Here is a 24,033-nt window from a genome sequence, read left to right on the forward strand (position 1 = left end):
GTGGCACCATCATCACGCATAAAAGACCCTATATCGGTGAGATGTATGAAAAAATTACGGTCAAACACAGTGGCTAAAAATATAATGATCTTTCTGGCGATTGCTGTTTGCAGCTTAAGCGCTCTAGCCAAGCCAGCCGATCAGCAGGCTCAAAAGATCCTGATTGTCTATTTTTCTCAACCAGAAGAAGTGAAGTTAGACGGGGTTGATGGTGTTTCAGGTGCGAGTATTTTGCAAAAAAACGGTGTCATTCTGGGAAGTACCCAATATGTGGCACAGATTATCCAGAAGGAAACCGGCGGCGATTTATTCCGCATTGAAACGGTTAAACCTTATCCGCGTCAGCATGAACCCTTGTTGAAGTATGCAGAACAAGAAGTGAAAGACGGGGTTCGGCCTGAATTGAAAGAAAAAGTACCCAACCTTGCCGATTATGATCAGGTATTCGTTGGCTATCCCATCTGGTGGTACAAAATGCCGATGGTGATGTACAGCTTTTTTGAACAGCATGATTTTAGTGGCAAAACCCTGATTCCTTTTACCACCCACGGCGGCAGTCGTTTTTCTGACTCTCTGCGTGAAATCAAACGCCTTCAGCCCAATGCACAGCTGGTCACCCAGGGTTTCGCCATCTCAAGAGATGATGTGACGGATGATGATACGCCAACGGAAATACTCAACTGGTTAAAAAAATTACCGAACATGCCGTAATAGCAGGCCAGTGAATGAAAGCAAAATATAAATTCCAGGTGATCCAGGATCTGATAATGGTGATTATCCTGTTATCGCTAATGGGTTTTCATCTGTGGGGAGAAAATATCCATGAGTGGTTAGGCATGGCTTTTTTAATGATCATCCTGCTCCACAATGGCTTGAACATTCACTGGCTTAGAAAACTGGCTCAGGGGGAGTTTTCCGCCTTCAGGTTCATGCAAGTCACCGTAAATCTGTTACTGGTGCTGCTATTTTCAATGGCCATTATCAGTGGGGTAATGCTGTCAAAATATCTATTGCCTGATTTAGCGATTCATAGTTCTTCTGATCTGGTGAGAAAGATCCACATGACCAGTGTTCATTGGGGGCAAATTATTGTTGCAGTCCATTTGGGTATGCACTGGAAAATGCTGGCCAACTTTTTTTGTAAAGTTTGGAATATTTCACCCATCTCGTTTCTCACTACACGATTGATGCCCACCGTTTTCTTCAGTATTGCAGCGTATGGGTTGTATGCTTTTATTTATCGCAATTTACTGCCTTATTTGCTTATTCAAGTCGATTTTGCCTTTTTTGACTTTGAAGAGTCTAAGGTTTTTTTCTATTTTGATTTTTTCGCTATCACCATTCTCTTTGCTTCTCTGGCACGCTTGACAGGGGCTATTTATTCACATTGGCAAGGCTAATGATTTGGGATAAAAACTCGCCCAAAAAATAGTTGAATAACCATTGCTCAGCGCATCAATGGGGGCAGGTCAGAGATACCAGCGTTTTGAATTGTTAGCATGGTACTGAAACGCAAAAATCCCGCTTAGGTAACTAAGCGGGATTTTTTAATTTGGCTCCTCTGACTGGACTCGAACCAGTGACATACGGATTAACAGTCCGCCGTTCTACCGACTGAACTACAGAGGAATCGTGTGAACGAGCGGAATCATAACGGGGGGCCAGAGGGAAGTCAAAGGCGGATTACGCATTCTGTGACTGTTTGCTTACAGAATGCGCAACGTGTTGAGGTTTTGGCAGATTTAGCTTATTACCGCATATTTTAAACGCCGCCAAGGCGGAGATTTTCGCGTATTTTGCCTGCGTGCTGTCAGCCGCGTTCTTTATCCTTCAATGCCTGGCGTCGTTGGCTGAAACGTAGCAAAGTCTGCGCCAACCGATCGTAGGCCAAGGGGGTGATCCGATATGGTGTGCCGCCGGTACAGGTGATTGTCGACGATAAAGGGGCGCTGGATTGTGTCTTGCGCGCTCTGCTGGAAAGCGCACTGATGCGTGCCAGCGAAGCTAACCAGCGGCCATCGATAGGTGCCCGCTGTTGCACTCCCTCCCCGTGATACTCCTCACATACTTTAATGCCTAGTTTCTCCATCATAGTTCGTTGATCGTTAACCTATTAAAAATAATCATTTTTCAGGAGCCTCTGCGGATGAAAAAATCAACGTTGTTACTTTGCCTGCCACTGCTGTTTACCGGATCTGCCATCGCTGAAACCCAAGATTATCAGCTGCAACAGGTGCTGGTGATGAGCCGCCATAACCTGCGTGCGCCATTGGCGAATAACGGTAGCGTATTGGCTCAATCAACGCCGAAAGACTGGCCACAATGGGATACTCCGGGCGGGTTTCTGACCACTAAAGGTGGGGTGCTGGAAGTGTATATGGGCCACTATTTCAATGCGTGGCTGAAGCAGACTGGCCTGTTGCCGCAAGAAGGATGCCCTGCCGATGGCAGCGTGTATGTCTATGCCAACAGTTTGCAGCGGACCGTGGCGACCGCTCAGTTCTTTAGCAACGGCGCGTTTCCTGGCTGCGATATCAGCGTCCATCATCAGGACAAAATGGGGGAAATGGATCCGACGTTTAACCCGATCATCACCGATAATAGCGATGCCTTTAACCAGCAGGCGTTGAGCGCGATGAATGCCGAGCTGGCTTCGCTGAAGCTGGATGCTTCTTACAAGCAACTGGCACAGATTATTGATTACAAGGACTCTGCCGCCTGCAAAACTGACAAACAGTGCGATCTGACCGCCGAACCCAGCAAAATGAGCGCAGTGCCAGGGAAAGAGCCGGGGGTTTCTGGCCCGTTGAAGGTGGGTAACTCGCTGGTGGATGCCTTTATGTTGCAGTATTACGAAGGCTTCCCGATGAAGAACGTCGCCTGGGGCAAGATCGTGACGCCGCATCAGTGGCAGCAACTGGCGCAGTTGAAAGACGGCTATCAGGACTCGTTGTTTACCTCAACGGTGGTGGCGCAAAACGTGGCTAAACCGCTGCTGACCTATATTAATTCGGCGCTGATTAGCGAACGTAAAGCGGGTTCACCGAAGCTGACCGTGCTGGTGGGGCATGATTCCAACATTGCTTCACTGCTTTCTGCCATGCAATTCAAGCCTTATCAACTGCCACATCAATACGAGAAAACCCCGATTGGCGGCAAACTGGTGTTTCAACGTTGGCACGATGCTAAGGGCGATCGCGATCTGCTGAAGATTGAATATGTTTATCAGTCGACTGAGCAGTTGCGTAATGCCACGCCGCTGACGCTGCAGAATCCCCCGCAGCGTGTCACCCTGGCGCTGGAAGGTTGCCCGCTGGATCAAGAGGGTTTCTGTGCCTGGAGCGATTTTGAAAAAACCATGAAGGGGATTCTGTAGCCTGAGTTTCTTCTCCCTCTGCGGAGGGAGAAGAAAGAGTTTGTACCACCAGAAGGTGGCGTTAAACTGCCTCATCTGCACTTTTATCACGGATGAAGCGTGTTCTCTTCCTTTATTACCCATATTGAATGGCTGGCGATCGCCGATTATCCAGGGCTGATTGCCCGTTGCCGTTTTTCTGTAGCGGCTTATCGCGATGATATGTTCCTGCTGGCCGGGATCGGTTTCCCTAAGCATTTAACCCCTGCTGTGGCAAAACGCCGGGCAGAATATCTGGCTGGGCGCTATCTGGCACGGCAGGTGCTGGCAAAACTAGGGCATCATGATTTTACGCTCTTGCGCGGTGAAGACCGTGCGCCGCTGTGGCCGCAGGGGATTGCCGGAGCAATCAGCCATAATGTCGATACGGCGCTGTGCGCGGCCCACCATGAAAACGGCCAAGGGGGCATCGGTATTGATGTGGAAACACTCATGCCCGCCAAACGTGCCGAAGATTTATGGAGCGGGATTATCAGTGAACTGGAATATGAGCGGTTACGCCAACAGCCACAGGCTTTTGAGCAACTGCTGACGCTGGTGTTTTCCGCCAAAGAAAGTCTGTTCAAAGCGCTTTATCCGCAGGTGCGCCGCTATTTTGACTTCCTCGATGCGCATTTCACCCAACTGGACGTGCAGCAACAGACCTTTGAACTGGAGTTGCTGAAAACGCTAACGCCACAATACTATGCCGGTCGCCGATTCAATGGGCATTTCTTGCTGCAAGGTGACACCGTAACAACATTGATTCACTGTTAACTCAAACTTATGGTGACGCGGTTGCCAGCGACTGGACAAGTGGCGTTGAGTGGTTAAAATGTACCTGTGTATTTGTACAGGTATTCATCATGACGCTCGATCTCTTTGAAGATGCATTACCGCCGCCGTGGCGTGAAGAAATCGCACCAGGTGCGGTAGTGCTGCATGGCTTTGTGCGTGACCATGGCCCGGAATTGCTGGCCGCGGTTCACACCGTGGTAGCACAGGTGCCATGGCGGCATATGACCACGCCCGGCGGTTTTGTGATGTCGGTGGCGATGAGCTGGTGTGGCAACGGCTGGACCAGCGATAGCCGGGGTTACCGCTATTCCGCACGCGATCCTGGCAGCGGCAAGCGCTGGCCGCCGATCCCGGCAATCCTGATGGCGTTAGCCGACGAGGCCGCACAGCAAGCTGGGTTTGGCCACTACGTGCCGGATGCCTGTCTGATTAACCGTTATGATCCGGGCAGTAAAATGTCACTGCATCAGGACAAAGATGAGCACGATTTCAGTGCGCCGATCGTTTCGGTATCTCTGGTGCTACCGGCGGTATTCCAGTTTGGTGGCTTGCAGCGCAGCGATAAAACGCAGCGTATTCCATTGGCACACGGTGACGTAGTGGTCTGGGGTGGCTCGTCGCGCCTGTGTTTCCACGGTATTATGCAGGTGAAAGAAGGTTATCACTCGCTGGTGGGGTCGCAGCGCATCAATATCACCCTGCGCAAGGCGCGGTAACGAGCAAATCGCTACAGGTTGCTGTTTCGCATTGCAACTTCTGTGTCATATCAATAAGGCACAGAAGTTGCTTTGGATGGTGTGATAACCGTTTGTTGCTGGCTTAATGTATTGAAATTAAAAACGCCACGGACTTCGTAAGAAATCCATGGCGTTGAATTTGGCTCCTCTGACTGGACTCGAACCAGTGACATACGGATTAACAGTCCGCCGTTCTACCGACTGAACTACAGAGGAATCGTGTGAACGGGGCGCATCATATCCAGCCACTCAGGGTGTGTCAACGCTAAATTGATCGTAACGGTGCGACTGCTCATCATCTGAGCAAACTTAGTTGGGGTGGATCTCGCTATCGGTATATCCGCGTTGCAAACGTGCCAGCGTATCTTGCTTATAAAAGCGGCGGAAGTGGTCATAGATGGCCGGAAAACGGTTTGCCAGCAGTTCTGGTGCGCTAAAGAAATACTCAGACAGCACCGCAAAACACTCCGCCGGATCGCTGGCAGCATAGGCATCCATGCTGGCGGCTTCTTCGCCAACCATATCTATCTCATCTTGCAGATTTTCCATGGCCGTATGCAGGTCATATTCCCAAGCTGCAATATCCCGCAGAGGAATGGGGGGGATGCCCGTTGTGGTGCCACCATTACGCATATCCAGTTTATGCGCGGCTTCATGAATAATCAGGTTGAAACCAGAAAGATCGAAGGAGTCCTGCACGTCCAACCAGTTCAGAACGATAGGCCCCTGTTCCCAACTCTGCCCCGATTGCACCACCGGGCCGGAATGCACCAGACCTAGGTCATCCTGCCACTCATCCTCCACGATAAAAGGGGTGGGATAAAGCAGGATCTCATTGAAACCGTCCAGGCATTCAGCCCCCAGTTCCATCACTGGCAAAGCAAACAGCAAGGCAATGCGCGCCTGCATCAAAGGCGTTAGTTCCAGCCCTTGTAACGGCACGACACGCTTGTTTTGCAAGATCTGGTTAGCAACGGCAACTAAGCGCCGCTGCTCGTCTTCATCTAAAGGGGAGAGCAGGGGAATATCCAGTGCTTCCTGCCACTGGGCAAATGTTTCCGCTTGCGGTTGATGCGCTTTCCACGGCCATTTAATCATCGCATTGCTCGTAAAAGTCACTGGAACTTAGGCTGGGGCTGACACTGCCAGAGTGCCGCAAACAGGGGCACGATAGCAAGCACTGTACGGAGAGATACAGGAGCTCCCCACCATTATTCAATCACTTACAATCAAGTTTGTCTGTGACCAACGTCCCGAAGAACGCAGTTCAAAACCTGGGCGCACAAGACAAATGCTGGGCTGACTCTGATTGGCGTGCGTAACAGCCGCGGTGAATGGGTGGCAAGAGGTATGGGGATCCCCGCAGCAGGGCGGGGATCGGCATGCGCTACTTCGTTGTATTCTCTGCTTTCAGAATTTTATGTATCTCATCCTTGATATGCAGTTTTTCCTTTTTCAGCCGGACGACTTCATCACAGTATCCAGTGCCAGAAGGCCCTTCTAATCTGGAGATTTCATGGTCAAGCTGATTGTGTTTTTCAAACAACGACTGGAAGCGGGGATGGCTTGATTTGAGTTGCGATATTAATTCACGGTATTCAGGAAACATACTCAAGCTCCTTTGAGTAGAACTGTACACTGGAGGTTTCTCCGCTTTTACCTTAACGCACTCCAGATTTTTTTGGAATGGCATTACTGAGCAAAAGGCTATTGTATGGTTTTTATTCTGAAGGCGCCGATTCTCCGCGCATTGCCTATCTTCAGCGTCAAGGGGTGATGCTTATTATTAATTATCATCGAGTTATTGATAGATAACCTTTGTAACCCTCAAGGGCATCTTACTTTTCGAAAAAGAAATCACCACTAAAAACCAGCATTAAATTCTGTTATAGGGATAAATTTATAATCAATATAGCGAAATTAACCTTTTTTTAGTTTACCTCAGATGGGAATGATTTCCTTGCCAGGTTCCGGTTCGTAAGGTTGCTGGAGAAAACTCCACATTCTGGCCATGCCAGGCGAGGGCTTGCTGAAATCGCCACGCACGGGCCACATCAAAACGCCAGTAACGCTCGGCCCCTTCCACACCTATCTTCCCCGGCTGCCATAGGATCTGGGTTTCTCCTTGCAGGTGCAAAATATCCCCCTGCTCGAAGTCGATAAACAGCAGTGCTGCACGCGGTTGTACCAGCAAATTTCCCAGCGTATTCATATAACGATTGCCACGAAAATCCGGTATCCACAGGGTTTCACCATCAAGATGGATAAATCCCGGTTTGCCACCGCGGTGCGAAATATCCGCTCCACCTTGTGGTGAATCGTTCTGTGCATAGCTGGCAACAAAACAGGTATCAGCCTGCTGGATCATTTTGCGCGCCTGATGATCCAATTCGCTGAGGATATTCATCGGCGACGGGCCAGGGGGCACCGGGAACAGTTCACGCCGCTGAATGTATTGCGGGCAGTTACCAAAGCTTTGATGCACTTCAATCTCAACGCGATTTTTGTCCATACGGCTGATGATACCGTTAACGCGGTTACGCCGTCGGTTACTGAAATCGAGCCCCAATGCTCCTACGGGATGGCCCACTTGCAGCGCGGCTTGCGCCGGGTCATCTAACCGGCGCGGCGAGATAATACGCAGATGTGTATCATCAGGCGTTCGCAGGAACCCGGCAAAGCCGCTAAACACGGTTGCAACTGGCCAATGGTGTTCATCCAGCGTGGCAACAAACAGATAAGGCAGTTGAGAAAAGAACTCACGATGTTGAGCGGGCATTGCTGAGTAAATGCTGCCACTGACAGCGTCAAAGCCCGCCAGCGCCTGTGCCCGTAATTCACCGGCGTGAAAGAGAGATTGCGTCATTTGCTTGGTCTGCTAGCCGGTTCTGGCAAAGGTAATGTCGGCATTGGGAAGAACTTTGGTAACCCGGCAATCTGTCGTATCCAGCGTTGGATCGCGGGGTAAGGTTGCAGAGAGATGCCGCCTTCCGGCGCTACCGCCACATAGCTGTAACAAGCCAGATCGGCGATAGTGGGTTGATGGGTGGCCAAAAACTCGCTGTGGGCAAGGTGCTGTTCCAACTGTGGCAAAAAGCGTTCGCTAATGGTGAGTGCGCTCTGGTAATCCTCTGCGACAGAGAACTGTTTCACCATTCGGCAGGATGCGGGGCCGTAACGCACTTCGCCTGCGGCTTTGGCAAGCCAGAGTTGCACCTGAGCTGCCGCCCAAGGCTCCTCCGGCAACCAATGGCTGCCGGGTGCATAACGCTTTACCAGATAAACCAATATGGCGTTACTGTCGGTCAGCACTTTATCGCCATCAAGCAATACCGGGATCTGGCCAAAAGGATTGAGGCGGAGAAAAGCATCGCTAGAGCGGATCTCTGCGGGAGCCTGACAATATTCGTAAGGCAGATCGAGCATACGCAGCAACAGTTCTACGCGGTGGCAATGGCCAGATATGGGTAGGCCGTACAACTTCAGTTCTTGCATGATATCTCTCCTGTTTGATGTACAACCAGAATACTCTTGCGCTACCTGAAGAGAATCCGGGAAGATGGAAATTGATAATTTCACATATTGGAATAATTCATGGACCGTTTGGATGAGTTGGCAATCTTTGTGGCCGTGATCCAGCACGGCAGTTTGGCCGGGGCGGCTCGCAAGTTGCACCGTTCCGCACCGGCGATCACCAGGGCGATTGCTTCATTGGAGCAGCGCTTTGGGGCGCGATTGGTGGAGCGTACGACTCGGCGTCTGGCACCGACCGAGGCGGGGTTAAGGCTGGTGGAGCGTGCTCGCATATTGTTGCAGGATTATCAGGATGCGCTGATCGGTACCGCAGAAGCTCAGTTGACCGGTTTGCTACGTATCACCGCTCCGGTGCAGTTCGGGCGTAAGCATGTTGCGCCGGTCGTGATGGCGTTTCTTGATCGTTACCCGCAGATCCAGATCGAAATGCAGCTTAACGACCGTAATCTGGACTTGGTGGATGAAGGGTTGGATGTGGCGGTGCGCATTGGTTATTTGCAAGACTCCAGCAAAGTTGCGCGCAAGTTGGGTGAAGTAACGCGTGTGACGGTGGCTAGCCCGGCGTATTTGGCACAACGTGGAGAACCCCAGGTGCCTGCGGAGTTGGTGGATCATGACACTATCGTGGGCACCTTGCACACTTCACTGCGTGAATGGCGTTTTGGGCTACGGGAAAACAGTGAACGAGTGCGGCTGACGCCACGGCTACTGTTAAACGAAGTCGAAACACAGTTATTGGCGGTGCGGGCAGGTAAGGGAATTGCCCGGCTATTGTCTTATCAGGTAGCGGACGATCTGGCGGCTGGCACGCTGGTACGGTTACTGGCGGCATACGAACCGGCACCGATGCCGGTACAACTGGTGGCGAATAACGTGCAATGGATGCCGTTGAAGGTTCGTACCTTTTGGGATTATGCCTACCAGCACCTCAGTCAATTAACGCAACTTCGACCACAGCATTTTTAATCAGAGTTTATTTTCTTGTTTCATGGATGAAACGAAAAATAAAGGTAATAAGTTTCACTGGTAAAACTTATTGCCGGAAATTTTAATTTTATATCGGCGATCACGCATTGCTGTTGCACCCGCCTTGACAATAATTTTTCTGATTGCTAATAGTTAACGCACATCTTAAATAATAAACACAGTTTAATATATGAAACTTCTCGTAGGGGATTACGATAATGGTGCGGCGGTGGATGATGAAAAGGCGATTCTGACGTCTTTTCAATCCCGCAGTCAGCAGGTTTATCAACAGGTGCGCGGTGAGCGTAATATTCCCTATGGCAATACATCGCGGGAGGTTTTTGATTGGCTATATTCCGCCGAGGAACATAAAGGTGTCGTCATATTTCTGCATGGCGGTTATTGGCAGTTTTGTAATAAAGATGATTTTGCTTTTATTGCCGAAGCACCTTTATCATTAGGTTTTGATGTGGTGCTGGTGGAATATACGCTGGCACCGGTTGCTACTTTGGATGATATTTGCCAGCAAATTGGTATCGCGTTGGATGCCATTGCGGCACGTGAAAAGCAGCGTGGTAATCAGCCGATTTATCTCTGCGGCCATTCTGCCGGGGGGCATCTGGCGGCGTATTGGCAGCATCACCCAGGCATTCAGGCGGTTTTCCCCATTAGCGGTATTTTTGAACTTGAACCCTTGTTGAACACTTACGTTAACCAACAACTACAACTGACCGCACAGCAAGTTACAGCACTGAGCCCGGTGCGCAATATTCCTCAGCAGCTTACGCCGATGGTGCTGTTTTATGGGGCCGCAGAGTTACCAGAGCTGATGGGTCAGTCACTTTACTATTACGCGGCACTGAAAGAAAAAGGGCTACCGGTCAGCCGCCATGCGGTGGCAGGAGCCAACCATTTTAACGTTCTGGACGCGCTTTTTGCTGCCGATGGGGCTCTGAGCCGCCAATTGCTTAAGCAAGGAGAAACACCCGATGCGCAAAATTATTGATACCGGCCTGCCTGAGATCGGGCAGCCCTTTTCCTGGGCGACCCAAGGTGGCGGGATGTTATTTACTGCCCACGGCCCGGTGAAAGCGGATGGCACCATTGAAACCGGCAGCCCGGAAAAGCAGATCGCTCTGACGTTTGATAATCTGGCCCAAACGCTGCGGGCAGCCAATAGCCACAGTGATAATGTATTACAGGTTATTGTTTATCTTACCGATATTAATGATGTTAAGTTACTCGATCAGATATATAAAAATTATTTTAATTATCCGTACCCCAATCGTTCAACCGTCATTGTTGAAAAACTGGTTGTTCCTGGCATGAAAATAGAAATAACGGTGAGTGCAATCGCTTAATCGTTTTCCCCCTGCATTTTTCAAGCAGTCTTGTTTGAAACTCGTTGGGTATATCACAAAAATAATATTCACCTGCAAGTTCATTTAAAAATGAATTAAGGACATCGTATGTTTAATCATATTAAACCTTCAGCACCCGATCCTATTATGTCGCTGATGGAAGCGTATATGCAGGACCCACATCCGCAAAAAGTGAATCTGGGTATTGGGCTGTATTACGACCATCAGGGCAATATTCCCTTAATGCGTGCGGTGCATATTGCCGAACAGCGTTTGCTGGAACAACAGCGCCCGCATACCTATCCACCAATTGAAGGTTCGGCGTTGTTCGCCCGCCAGGTTCAAGCGTTGCTGTTTGGCGAGTCGACTCTTCCATCTTCCCGCCATATCGCGACGGTACAAACCGTCGGGGGTTCGGGGGCGTTAAGACTGGGGGCAGATTTTCTTTGCCACTACCTGTCACAGCGCGAAATCTGGGTTTCTGATCCAACCTGGGCCAACCATTGGGCCATATTCGAAGGCGCGGGCCTCAAGGTGAATACCTATCCGTACTTTGATGATGCCAGCGGCGAACTGCGTTTTGACGCGATGCTCGACACGCTTTCCGCCTTGCCGCAAGGCGCGGTGGTGCTGTTACATCCTTGCTGCCATAACCCGACCGGCACCGATCTCAGCCAGGCGCAATGGCGAGCCGTGATTGATGTATTGAAGCAGCGCCGCTTGCTGCCGTTCTTTGATATCGCCTATCAGGGGTTTGGTGACGGGCTGGATGAAGACTGTTTTGCGCTGCGCGAAACGCTGAAAACCGATCTGGATTTTCTGGTCAGCAACTCTTTCTCCAAGAACGTGGCTTTATATGGCCAACGGTTGGGTGGGCTTTCGGTGTGCTGCGGCACGGCGGAAACGGCAGCGAACGTGAAAGGCGCATTGAAGACGCTGATCCGCCGCAGCTACTCCTGCCCGCCAACGCACGGCAGCCAGATTGTGGAAACCTTATTGGCCGACGATCACCTGCGCCAACTGTGGGCGAGCGAACTGGCGAGCATGCGCCAGCGTATCAAGCAAATGCGTATCAGCCTGGCTGCCGGGTTAGAGCAGGGGGGCACCACATTGGATTATCGCCGCATCCGCGATCAAAAGGGCATGTTCAGCTACACCGGCCTGAATGAGCAGCAACTCAGTCAGTTACGGCATCAATATTCCATTTATCTGGTTGCGCCCGGCAGGATGTGCTTGCCCGGATTGAATCAGCACAACGTGGATTATGTGATCGCCGCCATCCTGGACGTTACCCTTCCGGCGTGAAAGAGGTGAACAATCATGAAAGATTCGAAACGTTTTGACGAGATCGCTCAGCGGCAAGGGGGGCTGAAAAAGCAACTTACCGCCGGGCAAATGTCGATGTTGGCGATCGGTGGGGCGATAGGCACCGGCCTGTTTCTGGGCAGTGCTTATGCGATCCAGATGGCAGGGCCGAGCGTATTGCTGAGTTATTTCATTGGTGGCGTAATTGCGTTGCTGCTGATGGGTTGCCTGGCCGAGATGACTTCTGAGCACCCAACGCCGGGCTCCTTTGGTGATTACGCCGAGTTTTATCTCAGCCCGCTGTTTGGTTTTCTGGTGCGTTATTCCTATTGGTCTTGCGTGGTGCTGGCGGTAGGCACCGAGGTAACCGCCATCGGGATGTACATGCAGTTCTGGTTCCCCAGTACGCCGATCTGGCCGTGGGTGCTGCTGTTCTCTGCTGCGGTCATTATCATCAACGTAGTGGGGGTTAAATCGTTCGGCCAGGTAGAATATGCGCTTTCTACCATCAAGGTGGTGGCCATTTCGGCGTTTATCGCTATTGGCATCGGCATTTTGGTGTTCTCCTCCAACCCCACCTTCGGTATCCGCAACTTTACCGCCAACGGCGGCTTCTTCCCTTTCGGGGTGAAAGGCATGTGGTTTGCGGTGATCGTATCGATATTCAGCTATTTGAGTATTGAGATGATCGCGGTGGCCGCCGGGGAGGCCAAAAACCCGGTAGTTGCGGTCAAGAAAGCCTTTAAAGGCACCATTCTCAGGTTGTTTATTTTTTACATGCTGTCGATCGCCCTGATGCTGGCGATTGTGCCGTGGCGTGAGTCTGGCACCGGGGAAAGCCCGTTCCTGGTGGCGATGAATGTGATCCACTTACCCGCCGCCGCCGGGATCTTTAACTTTATCGTGCTGGTTGCCGCGCTGTCGGCCATGAACAGCCAGTTATATATCACCACGCGGATGATGTTCTCACTATCGCGTGCCGGGCAGGCACCGGTGGGGCTGGGTAAGATCAGCCAACGCGGGATCCCGGTGAATGCGCTGGCGATATCCTGCGTCGGTATCGTGGTTTCCATCGTGTTGAGTATTGTCTACCCGGAAAAATCGTTTGCGGTGATGATGTCGATCTCGGTATACGGCGCGTGTTTTACCTGGCTGATGATTTTTGTCACTCATCTGTTTTTCCGCCGCCAGCATAAGGACACGGTGCTGAAGTTTCGCATGTGGGGTTACCCCTATTTCACCCTGTTGGGGGCGATCCTGATGGCTGCGTTGATGATCACCACGCTGTTTACTGATTTCTTCAGAATGACGCTGCTGTTTGGTGTTCCCTTCACCTTGCTGCTGGTGGCGATCTATTTCTACAGCCGCCAAGCGCAGGCCGCCGTTGTGGCCAAGGTGCCGACGCCGGGCATGGAGTAAGCCAACGCTGAGCCGGAGGCCGAAGGGCCTTCGGCTTGGCGATTAAAGCTGGCTCTTGGGAATGATCTGCTCGCCAAAGCTCAGGCGCTGGCGGCCAGGTTCTTCGGCGCTAAGCGGTTCAACTTCTTTCAGGCTGTTTTTACAGCGTTCTACCAGTTCCTGATACTGCCTGGTACCAACGCGTTTCCACGCCAACTCCTGTTCGGTCAGATCGCGGATAACGCGTGCCGGGCTACCGATCACCAGTTTATTGGCGGCGATCTGCGCAGCCGCTTTCACAAAGGCTCCGGCGCCAACGATGGTGTTTTCGCCGATATCGGCACCGTCCATAATCACCGCATTCATGCCGATCATCGCGTTGCGGCGCACCCGGCAGCCATGCAGGATGGCGCTGTGGCCGATATGCCCGTCCTGCTCAACCACCGTATCCTGTTGTGGGAAGCCGTGCATCACGCAGTTGTCCTGCACGTTGGCACCGTCTTCTACCACTAGGCGACCAAAGTCACCGCGCAGGCTGGCATTCGGGCCGATATACACGTTTTTGCCGATAATCACATCACCAATCAGCACCGCCGTTGGGTGAACAAAGCTGCTGGGGTCCACCACCGGCGTCAGGCCGTCAATCTGATACACAGGCATAGTCTAAATTCCTCAAAATGTAGCGCGATCGCGCGGTAGACCGCCAAAGCGCCGGTAATATCCGGCACCAGGGGCAGGTAGGGCACCGATGGTGGTTTCTGCCAACGCGTTGACATAGTCCGTCGCCGCGCGATCCACCCGCTGATAGAGGTTGATGCACAGATTGCGCGCAATCTGCCCTTCCCATTGGGCGGGCAGCAGGGCATCGGGCAGTAGGGGATCTTTCAGCACCACGCGGCGGAAAAAGTGGATCAATAATAGCTTGATCTGGAAACAGCGCTTAGGCGTCAGCACGCTGTCGTCAGCCTCGCGCAGCAGCGTCATTAACGGACGGAAAGAAATGATAAATTCATGGTAGTAGCCAGCCACTTCGCTCAGCGACCAGCAGTTGGCGACCATCTGCCGTAGCGTTTGTTCGGAACGGTTATAGGGATAATCGGCGCGGAAATAGATCACCTGCTCGCTGGCATTAAGTTCCCCGAGCAGCGCCGCCACATCGGTTTGCGCATGGGTAGGGGCGGCCATAAGGTTGTTGGCGATCTGGCCAAAACCCAGCCAGCCCAACTCTTTTTTCAGCCGCGCACGCTCGGTTTTTTCAGCGTTTTCCAACAGCAGTAAATCCCATTTACCATCCCAAGCCGGTTGCTCGCTGAGGTAGATTTTAGATTCAGCATGGCGGAACTGGCGCATACCCTGATCGGTGACGCGGTAATAGCTGCGGCGGCCAATTTTTTCTACGTCCAACCAGCCTTCTTTTTGTAGGCGGAATACCGAGGTACGCACAAAGCGGTCGCCGAACCCCAGCGCTTCAAGCAGCGCACTCAGGCTACCGAGCCAAATCTCACCACCGCGATGGCTCAATGCATCGCCGTATAATGAAATGATCAACGAAGTGCCACTGATGGGCTGTGCGTCTAAAGCATGGCGGATAAACTCATCCAGTTTATGTTCCATATTTTCCCATAGGTTAGCCTTGGCTGAAGCACAACATTAGCATAAAAGGTTGTGATGCCGTAAAGCTGAACCCCTCACGTCAAACCGAGTGAGGGGGAAAATCTAACGTGGCCGCAGATCGATCACCCGCTGGGCCTTGCCTTCTGAACGCGGAATATCACCGCAGTTGGCAATGCTGACGTCGGTACTGACGCCGACAATCGATTTAATATGGTGGCGCAGTTGGTGGCAGATATCGCAACGCTGCTGGTGGCTGAGCGTGAGCGCCGACTCTTTCAATTCCACCCGCACCGACAGCGTATCCAAATGCCCGGCGCGGCTCACCTGCAACTGGTAATGCGGCGACAGGTGCTCAAACTGCATAATCTGCTCTTCCACCTGCGACGGGAACACGTTCACGCCACGGATGATCAGCATATCGTCGGAGCGGCCGGTGATTTTGCCCATGCGGCGCATATTGCGCGCGTCCCCAGGCAGCAAACGGGTGAGATCCCGCGTGCGATAGCGGATCACCGGCAGCGCCTCCTTGGTCAGCGTGGTGAAAACCAGTTCGCCGCGTTCACCATCCGGCAGCGCCATACCATTGTCCGGGTTAATGATCTCCGGTAGGAAATGATCTTCCCAGATAGTCGGGCCGCCGCCGCTTTCCGCGCACTCCATTGCCACGCCTGGCCCCATCACTTCGGAGAGGCCGTAAATATCCAGCGCTTTAATCCCCATACGTGACTCGATCTCATGGCGCAGAGCTTCGGTCCAGGGCTCGGCCCCGAACACCCCCAGGCGCAGCGAACAGTTGCGTGCGTCGCCGCCCATTTTGCGTTCCAGTTCATCGATCAGCGTCAGGCAGTAAGAGGGGGTGACCATGATCACGTCGGGTTTGAAATCCAGGATTAACTGCACCTGTTTCTCCGTTTGGCCGCCGGACATCGGGATCACCGTTGCCCCAAGCCGTTCCGCGCCATAGTGCGCTCCTAGCCCGCCGGTAAACAGGCCGTAGCCGTAAGCAACGTGGATTTTATCTTTGGCGGTGGCTCCGGCAGAGCGCAGGCAACGGGCAACGATATCCGCCCAGTTGTCGATATCGCGCTGGGTATAGCCCACCACCGTGGGTCGGCCGGTAGTGCCGGAAGAGGCATGAATACGCACCACCTGTTCCATTGGCACGGCGAAGGTATCGAACGGATAGTTATCGCGCAGATCCTGTTTAGTGGTGTAGGGAAACAGCGCCAGATCGCTCAGTTGTTTGAGATCGTTAGGGTGAACACCGGCCTGATCGAACTTGCGTTGGTACATCGGCACGTTGTTATAGGCATGGTGTAGGGTCCATTGCAGGCGTTCCAGTTGTAATGCTTCTATTTCGTCGCGGGAAGCAAATTCAATCGCGTCGAGTGGCCGTGGATTTGTGGTCATCTTTTTAGCCTCAGAAATTAGACACGTTCAATAATCATGGCGATGCCTTGGTCAGCGCCGATGCACATCGTGCACAGGGCGTAGCGATCGGCTCGCCGTTCCAGTTCAAACGACGCGGCCAGCGCCATCGCCGATAAAGGCCGGGTTCATGGTTGATCTCCTAAAATGCTGTGGCCCAGGCGATGGGCACGGCCACGGAACCAGGCGACGGTTTTGCCCAGTTGATTGACGATTTCGACGTCATATAAACCGGTGGTTTTGCCCTGATGGCGCACTTCTGCACTGGCGGTGAGGCGATCGCCAGCCAGTGCCGGGCGGATGAAATCGATGGTGCAACCGGATGCCACCGCTGCCAGCCCTTGGCTGTTGCAGGCATAGGCAAACGCGGTATCCGCCAGGCTGAAAAGCTGGCCACCGTGGCAGGTTTGGTGGCCGTTGAGCATCTGTGGGCCGACGATCATGCTGACTTTGGCGAAACCGGCATCCACGGCGTCCACTTGCATACCCATCGCCTGTGCGCAGGTATCTTGCTTAAACATCTGTTCAGCGCAGCGCTGGGCCAGCGCGCGGGGAGTACTGGCATTCATCAGCATTCGGCTCCTGAATAATTTGCAGCATAGCGGCGCAACAGCGGCATGGGGCGATAACGTGGCTCGGCGTAATAGCGTTGCAGGTTTTCCAGCGTGGCGAGGATGTGTGACCAGCCGAGCTTTTCGCCCCAGGCCAGTGGCCCTTGTGGATAGTTAACGCCAAAGCGCAGGGCGTTATCGGTGTCGGCAGCGCTGGCGACGCCTTTGTTCACCACGTCGAGCGCCTCATTGCTCAGCATGGCGACGGTGCGCATCACCAGCAGGCCTGGGTAGTCTGGCAAGTGGATCACCTGCTTACCCAGCGATTGCAGCAGGCGGATCACTTTGGCGGTTTGCGGCGCGCTGTTCTGCACCGCGCTGCTGATAGCGATGACCGGGGCGTGCTGATAGTTGACGGACAGGTCGAACAACACCACGGGCGCTCCGATTTCTGCGGCGATTTGGCTGGCTGCCTTGCCGTTAGTTAACATAAATGTAACATCATCGATGTGCGCTGTCGGGCTGGTCTGGCCAGGATGTTTGATCGCAGCCGCATTTCCGGCTAATAACTGGGCAAACTCGGCCATTGCTGACCAGTCGCCGTGCAGCGTAATCGATTGTGGCAATTCCCCCGTTTCCGCTGCGGCAAAGGTCGGTTGTGGTGCAGCATGATCGCCGCCATAGCGATAAAAGCCGCGCCCACTTTTGCGGCCCAGATGCCCGGCCGCTACCCGTTCCTGCTGCATCAGCGAAGGGGTAAAGCGCCCGTCCTGATAGAACGCGTGGTAGATCGATTCGGTGACCGCATAGTTAATGTCTTGGCCAATTAAATCTGTCAGTTGCAGTGGCCCCATGGCAAAGCCCCCGGCGTCACGCAGCACCGCATCCAGCGTGGCCGGATCGGCAACCTGTTCTTCCAGCGCCCGCAGGGTTTCACCATAGAATGGCCGAGCGACGCGGTTGACGATAAAGCCCGGCGTGGAGCGGCAATGGACGCTGTGTTTGCCCCAATGCTGCGCCAAAGTTTGCAGCGTAGCTAAGGTGCTTGGGCTGGTTTCCAACCCGCTGACGATCTCTACCAGCTTCATCAGCGGTGCCGGATTGAAGAAGTGCAACCCGGCCATACGCTCTGGGTGTTGTAACGCGCTGGCGATGGCGGTGATCGATAGCGATGAGGTGTTGCTGGCAAACAGCGCAGTAGGAGAACACACTGCTTCCAGATCGCGGAACAGGCTCTGCTTGATCGCCAGCTTTTCCGCCACCGCTTCTATCACCAGGTTGCTATCGGCCAACTCACTCAATGAGTGGGCTAACTGGATATTGGCCAGCAGAGCTTCGGTATTGCGGGCATCGGCTTTACCCGCCTCAACCCGTTTACGCAGCCGTTGCCCGAGCAGCTCAAGTGCGCGAGTGGCAGCGGGTAGGGCGATATCGAACAGCTTGACCTGGTGCCCTGCCGCTGCGGCCACCTGGGCAATGCCGATCCCCATGGTGCCTGCGCCGATCACCGCCACTGAAATTCCCGTGATATTCATGGTTATTTCCCGCTGAAATTCGGTGGGCGTTTGGCGAAGAAGGCGCTGACGCCTTCGCGATAGTCGGCACTGCGGCCACCCAGGCGCTGCAAATCGCGTTCTAAATCCAACTGCTGGTCGAGCGTGTTGCTGGCCGAGCTGTAGAGCGCTTTCTTGATCAACCCCAAGCCGTAAGTGGGCTGTGTTGCCAGCTGTTTGGCCATGCTTTGCGTATGTTCAGCCAGTTCTGCGGCGGGCACTATCTGCCAGATCATGCCCCAGGCCAACGCCTGCTGGGCGCTGATTTTGTCGCCCAACATCGCCATGCCCATGGCACGCGCGTGCCCGGCTAAACGCGGCAGGAACCAACTGCCGCCGGAATCCGGTACCAGCCCCAGTTTGCAAAAGGACTGGATAAAGCTGGCATTGTCGGCCGCCACCACGATATCGCAGGCCAGCGCCAATGCCGCACCTGCCCCGGCCGCCACGCCATTGACCGCACACACCACCGGCTTCGGTAGCGCGGTCAGGCGGCGGATCAGCGGGTTGTAAAAACGTTCCACCGACAGACCAAGATCCGGCGCAGCCTGCTCAACGCTAACGTTGCGATCGTTCAAATCTTGCCCGGCGCAGAAACCGCGCCCGGCACCGGTGATCAGCACGCAGCGCACGCTATCGTCACGTTCGGCCAGGGTTAGTGCTTCACTGAGCTGGTGGTGCATCTCATCGTTAAAACTGTTGAGCCGATCCGGCCGATTCAGGGTGATGGTTAGCACCCCGGCTTCGATGTGGCTGAGAATTAATGCGTTTTCCATAAATCAGCGCCCTGTGTAATGCGGTGTGCGTTTTTCGAAGAAGGCAGCAATACCTTCACGGCGATCGTCGGTGGCGGCCAGCGTGACAAACTGCTGGCGCTCCATCTGCAAGCCCTGGCTAAGGCCGATTTCCTGCGCCTGCTTCAGTGCCTGTTTCGCGGCACGCAGGGCCAGCGGTGCCTGCTGGCTGATACGCTGGGCGATCTGCTGGGTGCGTTCCAGCGTCAGTGCATCGACGCAGACTTCGCTCACCAGCCCGGTCTGCTGCGCGCTGCGGGCGTCGATTGCCTCGCCGGTCAGCACCATTTGATAGGCGCGGGATTTACCCACGCAGCGGATCAGCCGTTGTGTGCCGCCCGCACCGGGGATTAGGCCCAGGGTGATTTCCGGCAGGCCGAAGCGGGCGCTTTCGCCACAGATCACGATGTCGCAGGCCAGCGCCAGTTCACAGCCAGCACCGAGTGCATAGCCATTCACTGCCGCCAGCAGCGGTTTACTGAATTGCGTTAAGCGTTGCCAAAGCACAGGGCGATGATCGAGCTGGGCGGCGGCGACATCCTGCTGTTGCAGCTCACGCAAATCGGCCCCGGCGGCAAAGAAGCGCGCGGCACCGGTGATCACCACGGCACCTATTTCAGCGTCGGCATCGGCCTGTTCCAGCAGGTAAACCAACTGCTCCAGGCATGGGGTGCTCAAGGCATTGCGGGCTTCGGGGCGATGCAGCCGCAGCGTGACCACGCGCTGGTGCTGCTCACGTAAAATCCAAGGGGTTTCCATGGCAGCTCCTAAACGTCAAAGTCCAGCACCACGCCTTCACCGCGTGGCCAGGACTGGCAGCTCAAGACGTAGCCTGCCGCCAACTGATCCGGCTCCAGGCTGTAGTTGATCGCCATATCCACTTCACCGGCTTTCAGCTTGCATTTGCAGGTGGCGCAGACGCCGCCTTTGCAGGCGTAGGGTAGGTCGGCCCCTTGGCGCAGTGCGGCATCAAGAATGCTGTCATCTTCGGTGCCGACTTCGATCTTCAGGCGGCGGCCATCAAGCTGGATCTCCACTTGAGTGGCATTGCGGTTGCCGCTATGGGCCGGGCGGGCAGTGATGCCGCTGGTGTTGAAGCGTTCGCTATGAATACGTTCGGCAGGCATCCCCGCCAGCTCCAGCACGGTGTGCGCTTCGTCCATCATCACTTCTGGGCCACAGATAAAGGCATGGTCGAAGTCGTTGAAATCCAGCAGCGTCTTGCCGATGGCGCTCAGGTGTTCACGATCGATGCGGCCGCTCAGCAGTGGGCTGTCGAGGCTTTCCTGGCTGAACAGGTACAAAGGCTGAAAACGTTGCGGATAGCGGTTTTTCAGATCCGACAGCGCTTCTTTGAACATCACCGCGCGGCTGGTGCGGTTGCCGTAAATCAGCGTGAAGCGGCTATTCGGCTCCTGTTGCAGAGTGGCCTTGATGATCGACAGCATCGGGGTAATGCCCGAACCGGCGGCGATCGCCAGATAGTGGCCCTGGGTTTGGGGCTGTGGCTGATAACCGAATCGGCCTTGCGGCACCATCACGTCCAGTTCATCACCCACTTGCAGCGTTTGGTTGATAAAAGAAGAGAAACGTCCCTGATGAATGGCTTTCACCCCAATCTGCAACAGGCCTTCCTGCGGGGCGCTACAGATGGAATAACAGCGGCGCAACTCTTCGCCGTTAACCTTGGCTTTCAGCGTCAGGTGTTGACCGGGTTTATAGCAGTAGTGAGACTTTAATTCGTCCGGCACGCGCAGCGTGATGGCCACGGCATCCGGCGTTTCGCGTTCGATGGCTGCGACATTCAGGCGATGAAAGACCGTCATGGTTGCTCCTAAATACATTTGAAGTAGTCGAACGGTTCCCGGCAGGCGCAGCAGCGATACAGCGCTTTGCAGGCGGTGGAACCGAACTCACTGATTTTTTCTGTCGTGGTGCTACCACAGCGCGGGCACTGCACCGGGCCGTGAACCAACGGTTTTTCACAGCTTTGCCCCTGTGGCGGCGCAACGCCGTATTCCCGCAGCCGCAGGCGCGCCTCGGCATTCATCCAGTCGGTGGTCCAGGCCGGGCTGAGGCTGATCACGATTTTCACCGGACTGAAACCGGCTGCGATCAGCGTCTGTTCAATAGCATTGAGCAAAAATTCGGTCGCCGGGCAGCCGGAATAGGTGGGGGTAAAGGTGATGCGCCAACCTTCACCGTCACGTTCTACATTGCGCACCATACCGAGATCGGTAATCGACAGCACTGGCAGTTCTGGATCGCTAATCTGCTGCAAGCAATGCCAAATCTGCGGAATTTCTGCGTGCTGTAGCCGGGTGATATGCATATTTGCCTCTACCAGTGACAGTTTGGGTAAGCGCGTTGCAGGAACTGCATTTCTGCCAGCATCAAGCCGAGATGCTCGCTGTGTTGCCCCTGCTTGCCGCCGTGACGAAAGGCGTGCTCGCTAGGCAGGGTTAGCGTGGCCTGCTGCAAGGTGCTGCTGACTATCTCTTGCCACGGTGCCTGCAACTGGCGCGGATCGACGGCAATGCCCAGTTCGGCCAGTTCAAGCTCAATTTCATCGGCGTGAAACAGCTCGGCGGTGAAGCGCCACAGATCGTTTAATGACTGCTGGATTTTATGGTGGCTGATCTCATTGCCATCGCCCAGGCGGATCATCCAGCCGCGGCTGAAGCGCAGGTGGTAGTCGGCTTCTTTCAGCGATTTGGCGGCAATGGCGGCCAGTTGGCTATCTTTGCTGTGGCTTAATTCACGGTGCAACAGCACGTGATAGGTATCCAGCAGGAATTGGCGCACCAAAGTGTCGTTGAAACCGCCGTTGGGTTGCTCGGCCAGCAGCAGGTTACGGAATTCGCGTTCGTCACGGCCAAACGCCAGACGATCTTCGCTGTAGCCCGGCCCGGCCAATTCTGCCGCATAGTTCAAAAAGTTGCGCGCCTGCCCCAACAGATCCAGGCCGATATTGGCCAGCGCCAGATCGATCTCCAACTCTGGCGCATGGCCACACCAGCCGCACAGGCGTTGAGCCAGGATCAGCGGTGTGTCGCCCTGGCGCAGGACATAGGTAATTTTGGCATCGGTGATCGTTTTCATTGCCTGCCTCTACATGTTCTTGATGCCGTCGGGGATGGTGTAAAACGTCGGATGACGGTAAATCTTGTCGTCGGACGGATCGAAGAACGCCTCGCGGTCTTCCGGCTGTGAGGCTACCAGGTGGCAGGACTGTACCACCCAGATCGAGCAGCCTTCATTGCGGCGGGTGTAGGCGTCGCGGGCGTTTTCCAACGCCATCCGATCGTCTGCGGCATGCAGGCTGCCCACGTGCCGATGTGCCAAACCCTGTTTGCTGCGGATAAACACTTCATACAGCGGCCATTCAGCGTGAGTCATTTCTCTCTCCTCGGTTAAGCAGCATCTGCCGCATGTTTAACGGCATGGGCCGTGGCGCCATCTCGTACCCAACTGCCTTCATCCCAGGCACGGCGTTTGGCCTGTAAGCGTTCGTGGTTACACTGCCCACGCCCTTTGATCACGTCGTACAACTCGCTCCAGTCGATCTCGCCGCAGCGGTAATGGCCCGTAGCTTCATCCCAGGCGAGATCGGGATCCGGCGCAGTCATCCCCAGCGCTTCTAGCTGTGACACGGTGTTATCAATAAATTTCTGCCGTAGTTCGTCGTTGCTGTGGCGCTTGATCTTCCAGGCCATGCTCTGCGCACTGTGGGGGGAGTCGGCATCGCTCGGGCCAAACATCATCAACACCGGCCACCAGAAGCGGTTGATGGCATCTTGCAGCATGGCTCTTTGTTCAGCGTTGCCTTGTGCCATCGCCATCACGGCTTCGTAGCCTTGGCGCTGGTGGAAGCTCTCTTCTTTGCAGATTTTCACCATGGCTCTGGCATAAGGGCCGTAAGAAGCGCGGCACAGGGCGACCTGGTTGACGATGGCGGCACCGTCGACCAGCCAGCCGATAACGCCAATATCCGCCCAGTTCAGCGTCGGGTAGTTAAAGATGGAGGAGTATTTCATCTGCCCAGCGAGCATTTTTTGGTAGATATCCTGGCGCGAGCAACCGAGGGTTTCGGCCGCGCTGTACAGATAAAGACCATGCCCGGCCTCATCCTGCACCTTCGCCAATAAAACTGCCTTGCGGCGCAGAGTGGGCGCGCGGGTCAGCCAGTTGGCTTCCGGCAGCATACCGACCACCTCGGAATGGGCGTGCTGGCCGATTTGCCGGATCAGGTTCTGGCGATAGGCATCTGGCATCCAGTCTTTGGCTTCAATGGAGGTATCTGCGGCAATCTTGTCGTCAAAATGCTGCTGGTGTTGTGCTTCGATTATCATGCTTGCCTCTTGGTGATTCGTATTTTTCAACTTAATCATAAAAATGTGAATCATTTTACATAACCATGAAGTTACAAGTTGATAACAATAAGATCAAATGGCATAGGTATGTTTTTGCGATGCCCATCACAGGGTTTGTTATTAATATATTGTTTTTAAATGATATTTAAATTCAGTTATTACGGCATTTTGACGTGAAAGGGGGTGGCTTTGCTCGATGGTGTTTAATTTTTGTTAAATTTTAACTT

26 protein-coding genes, 2 tRNA genes and 2 pseudogenes are annotated in these 24,033 nt (G+C 54.0%); 10 read left to right on the plus strand and 20 right to left on the minus strand.

All coding sequences use genetic code 11. The annotated features are described in order from the left end of the window. Positions 1-45 precede the first annotated feature (45 nt). Both ACX9GT_RS09545 and ACX9GT_RS09550 read left to right on the plus strand, forming a co-directional pair. Positions 46-711, plus strand: coding sequence for a flavodoxin (locus ACX9GT_RS09545; RefSeq protein WP_473190845.1), 666 nt, complete (start codon positions 46-48; stop codon positions 709-711). 14 nt (positions 712-725) lie between these two features. Continuing rightward, complete coding sequence (locus ACX9GT_RS09550; RefSeq protein ID WP_473190846.1) at positions 726-1,400, plus strand: DUF4405 domain-containing protein; 675 nt, start codon at positions 726-728, stop codon at positions 1,398-1,400. A gap of 153 nt (positions 1,401-1,553) precedes the next feature. Here ACX9GT_RS09550 and ACX9GT_RS09555 read toward each other — a convergent pair. Further along, positions 1,554-1,629, minus strand: a tRNA-Asn gene (locus ACX9GT_RS09555). A 187-nt stretch (positions 1,630-1,816) separates the two neighbouring features. After that, positions 1,817-1,906 (minus strand): annotated as a pseudogene (locus ACX9GT_RS09560) (response regulator); the annotation flags it as partial. 240 nt (positions 1,907-2,146) lie between these two features. Here ACX9GT_RS09560 and agp point away from each other — a divergent pair. The 3 genes from agp (at position 2,147) to alkB (ending at position 4,908) form a co-directional block, all read left to right on the plus strand. Further along, positions 2,147-3,376: a bifunctional glucose-1-phosphatase/inositol phosphatase gene (gene agp / locus ACX9GT_RS09565; protein ID WP_473190847.1), complete on the plus strand. Its 1,230-nt coding sequence runs from the start codon at positions 2,147-2,149 to the stop codon at positions 3,374-3,376. A gap of 99 nt (positions 3,377-3,475) precedes the next feature. Further along, a complete protein-coding gene (locus tag ACX9GT_RS09570) occupies positions 3,476-4,171 on the plus strand; it encodes a 4'-phosphopantetheinyl transferase family protein (protein WP_473190848.1) in 696 nt (231 codons plus the stop codon). 89 nt (positions 4,172-4,260) lie between these two features. Next, on the plus strand, positions 4,261-4,908 hold the full coding sequence (gene alkB, locus ACX9GT_RS09575) for a DNA oxidative demethylase AlkB (RefSeq protein WP_473190849.1): 648 nt from the start codon (positions 4,261-4,263) through the stop codon (positions 4,906-4,908). Between the two features lie 161 nt (positions 4,909-5,069). On the opposite strand, the gene ACX9GT_RS09580 is transcribed toward alkB, so the two are convergent. The 5 genes from ACX9GT_RS09580 to ACX9GT_RS09600 form a co-directional block, all read right to left on the minus strand. Beyond that, positions 5,070-5,145 (minus strand) — tRNA-Asn (locus tag ACX9GT_RS09580). A 93-nt stretch (positions 5,146-5,238) separates the two neighbouring features. Further along, a complete protein-coding gene (gene mtfA / locus ACX9GT_RS09585; protein ID WP_473190850.1) occupies positions 5,239-6,027 on the minus strand; it encodes a DgsA anti-repressor MtfA in 789 nt (262 codons plus the stop codon). Between the two features lie 289 nt (positions 6,028-6,316). Next, positions 6,317-6,538, minus strand: coding sequence for an HP1242/YdcH family protein (locus ACX9GT_RS09590; protein ID WP_076941391.1), 222 nt, complete (start codon positions 6,536-6,538; stop codon positions 6,317-6,319). A gap of 327 nt (positions 6,539-6,865) precedes the next feature. Then, entirely contained in the window at positions 6,866-7,795 is a 930-nt protein-coding gene (locus tag ACX9GT_RS09595) for a pyridoxamine 5'-phosphate oxidase family protein (protein ID WP_473190851.1), read from the minus strand. Beyond that, the gene (locus tag ACX9GT_RS09600) at positions 7,792-8,424 is read right to left on the minus strand and encodes a glutathione S-transferase family protein (RefSeq protein WP_473190852.1); all 633 of its coding nucleotides are present in this window, start codon (positions 8,422-8,424) and stop codon (positions 7,792-7,794) included. The genes ACX9GT_RS09595 and ACX9GT_RS09600 overlap by 4 nt, the downstream gene beginning before the upstream one ends. 99 nt (positions 8,425-8,523) lie before the next feature. On the opposite strand from ACX9GT_RS09600, the gene ACX9GT_RS09605 reads away from it, so the two are divergent. The 5 genes from ACX9GT_RS09605 (at position 8,524) to ACX9GT_RS09625 (ending at position 13,514) form a co-directional block, all read left to right on the plus strand. Beyond that, the gene (locus ACX9GT_RS09605; protein ID WP_473190853.1) at positions 8,524-9,429 is read left to right on the plus strand and encodes a LysR family transcriptional regulator; all 906 of its coding nucleotides are present in this window, start codon (positions 8,524-8,526) and stop codon (positions 9,427-9,429) included. 190 nt (positions 9,430-9,619) lie between these two features. After that, complete coding sequence (locus tag ACX9GT_RS09610) at positions 9,620-10,435, plus strand: alpha/beta hydrolase (protein ID WP_473190854.1); 816 nt, start codon at positions 9,620-9,622, stop codon at positions 10,433-10,435. After that, positions 10,419-10,790 (plus strand): RidA family protein, encoded by a 372-nt coding sequence (locus tag ACX9GT_RS09615; protein ID WP_473190855.1) that lies wholly within the window; start codon positions 10,419-10,421, stop codon positions 10,788-10,790. Before ACX9GT_RS09610 ends, ACX9GT_RS09615 begins: the two co-directional genes overlap by 17 nt. 108 nt (positions 10,791-10,898) lie before the next feature. Then, positions 10,899-12,095 carry an amino acid aminotransferase gene (locus tag ACX9GT_RS09620; RefSeq protein WP_473190856.1) on the plus strand — a complete coding sequence of 399 codons (1,197 nt, stop codon included), beginning with the start codon at positions 10,899-10,901 and terminating at the stop codon, positions 12,093-12,095. A 15-nt stretch (positions 12,096-12,110) separates the two neighbouring features. Then, positions 12,111-13,514: an amino acid permease gene (locus ACX9GT_RS09625; protein ID WP_473190857.1), complete on the plus strand. Its 1,404-nt coding sequence runs from the start codon at positions 12,111-12,113 to the stop codon at positions 13,512-13,514. A gap of 42 nt (positions 13,515-13,556) precedes the next feature. Here ACX9GT_RS09625 and paaY read toward each other — a convergent pair whose 3' ends face one another. The 13 genes and pseudogenes from paaY to paaA all read right to left on the minus strand — a co-directional run bounded on the left by paaY (position 13,557) and on the right by paaA (position 23,785). Beyond that, positions 13,557-14,153 carry a phenylacetic acid degradation protein PaaY gene (paaY, locus tag ACX9GT_RS09630; RefSeq protein ID WP_473190858.1) on the minus strand — a complete coding sequence of 199 codons (597 nt, stop codon included), beginning with the start codon at positions 14,151-14,153 and terminating at the stop codon, positions 13,557-13,559. Positions 14,154-14,165: 12 nt separating this feature from the next. Next, a complete protein-coding gene (gene paaX / locus ACX9GT_RS09635) occupies positions 14,166-15,107 on the minus strand; it encodes a phenylacetic acid degradation operon negative regulatory protein PaaX (protein ID WP_473190859.1) in 942 nt (313 codons plus the stop codon). Positions 15,108-15,209: 102 nt separating this feature from the next. Beyond that, positions 15,210-16,517, minus strand: coding sequence for a phenylacetate--CoA ligase PaaK (gene paaK / locus ACX9GT_RS09640; protein ID WP_473190860.1), 1,308 nt, complete (start codon positions 16,515-16,517; stop codon positions 15,210-15,212). A 17-nt stretch (positions 16,518-16,534) separates the two neighbouring features. After that, positions 16,535-16,645: pseudogene (locus ACX9GT_RS09645) on the minus strand (hypothetical protein); the annotation flags it as partial. 18 nt (positions 16,646-16,663) lie between these two features. After that, positions 16,664-17,104 (minus strand): hydroxyphenylacetyl-CoA thioesterase PaaI, encoded by a 441-nt coding sequence (paaI, locus tag ACX9GT_RS09650; RefSeq protein WP_473190861.1) that lies wholly within the window; start codon positions 17,102-17,104, stop codon positions 16,664-16,666. Further along, on the minus strand, positions 17,104-18,621 hold the full coding sequence (locus ACX9GT_RS09655; protein ID WP_473190862.1) for a 3-hydroxyacyl-CoA dehydrogenase: 1,518 nt from the start codon (positions 18,619-18,621) through the stop codon (positions 17,104-17,106). Before ACX9GT_RS09655 ends, paaI begins: the two co-directional genes overlap by 1 nt. A gap of 2 nt (positions 18,622-18,623) precedes the next feature. Next, positions 18,624-19,415, minus strand: coding sequence for a 2-(1,2-epoxy-1,2-dihydrophenyl)acetyl-CoA isomerase PaaG (gene paaG / locus ACX9GT_RS09660; RefSeq protein ID WP_473190863.1), 792 nt, complete (start codon positions 19,413-19,415; stop codon positions 18,624-18,626). Between the two features lie 3 nt (positions 19,416-19,418). Beyond that, positions 19,419-20,192 carry a 2,3-dehydroadipyl-CoA hydratase PaaF gene (gene paaF / locus ACX9GT_RS09665; protein ID WP_473190864.1) on the minus strand — a complete coding sequence of 258 codons (774 nt, stop codon included), beginning with the start codon at positions 20,190-20,192 and terminating at the stop codon, positions 19,419-19,421. An 8-nt stretch (positions 20,193-20,200) separates the two neighbouring features. Beyond that, entirely contained in the window at positions 20,201-21,259 is a 1,059-nt protein-coding gene (gene paaE / locus ACX9GT_RS09670) for a 1,2-phenylacetyl-CoA epoxidase subunit PaaE (protein ID WP_473190865.1), read from the minus strand. An 8-nt stretch (positions 21,260-21,267) separates the two neighbouring features. Continuing rightward, positions 21,268-21,765, minus strand: coding sequence for a 1,2-phenylacetyl-CoA epoxidase subunit PaaD (gene paaD, locus ACX9GT_RS09675; RefSeq protein WP_473190866.1), 498 nt, complete (start codon positions 21,763-21,765; stop codon positions 21,268-21,270). A gap of 8 nt (positions 21,766-21,773) precedes the next feature. Further along, positions 21,774-22,535, minus strand: coding sequence for a 1,2-phenylacetyl-CoA epoxidase subunit PaaC (gene paaC, locus ACX9GT_RS09680; RefSeq protein WP_473190867.1), 762 nt, complete (start codon positions 22,533-22,535; stop codon positions 21,774-21,776). A 9-nt stretch (positions 22,536-22,544) separates the two neighbouring features. Next, positions 22,545-22,832, minus strand: coding sequence for a 1,2-phenylacetyl-CoA epoxidase subunit PaaB (gene paaB, locus ACX9GT_RS09685; protein ID WP_473190868.1), 288 nt, complete (start codon positions 22,830-22,832; stop codon positions 22,545-22,547). Between the two features lie 14 nt (positions 22,833-22,846). Then, a complete protein-coding gene (gene paaA / locus ACX9GT_RS09690) occupies positions 22,847-23,785 on the minus strand; it encodes a 1,2-phenylacetyl-CoA epoxidase subunit PaaA (protein WP_473190869.1) in 939 nt (312 codons plus the stop codon). Positions 23,786-24,033 lie beyond the last annotated feature (248 nt).

This window comes from Serratia sp. YWN4 (assembly GCF_055790845.1).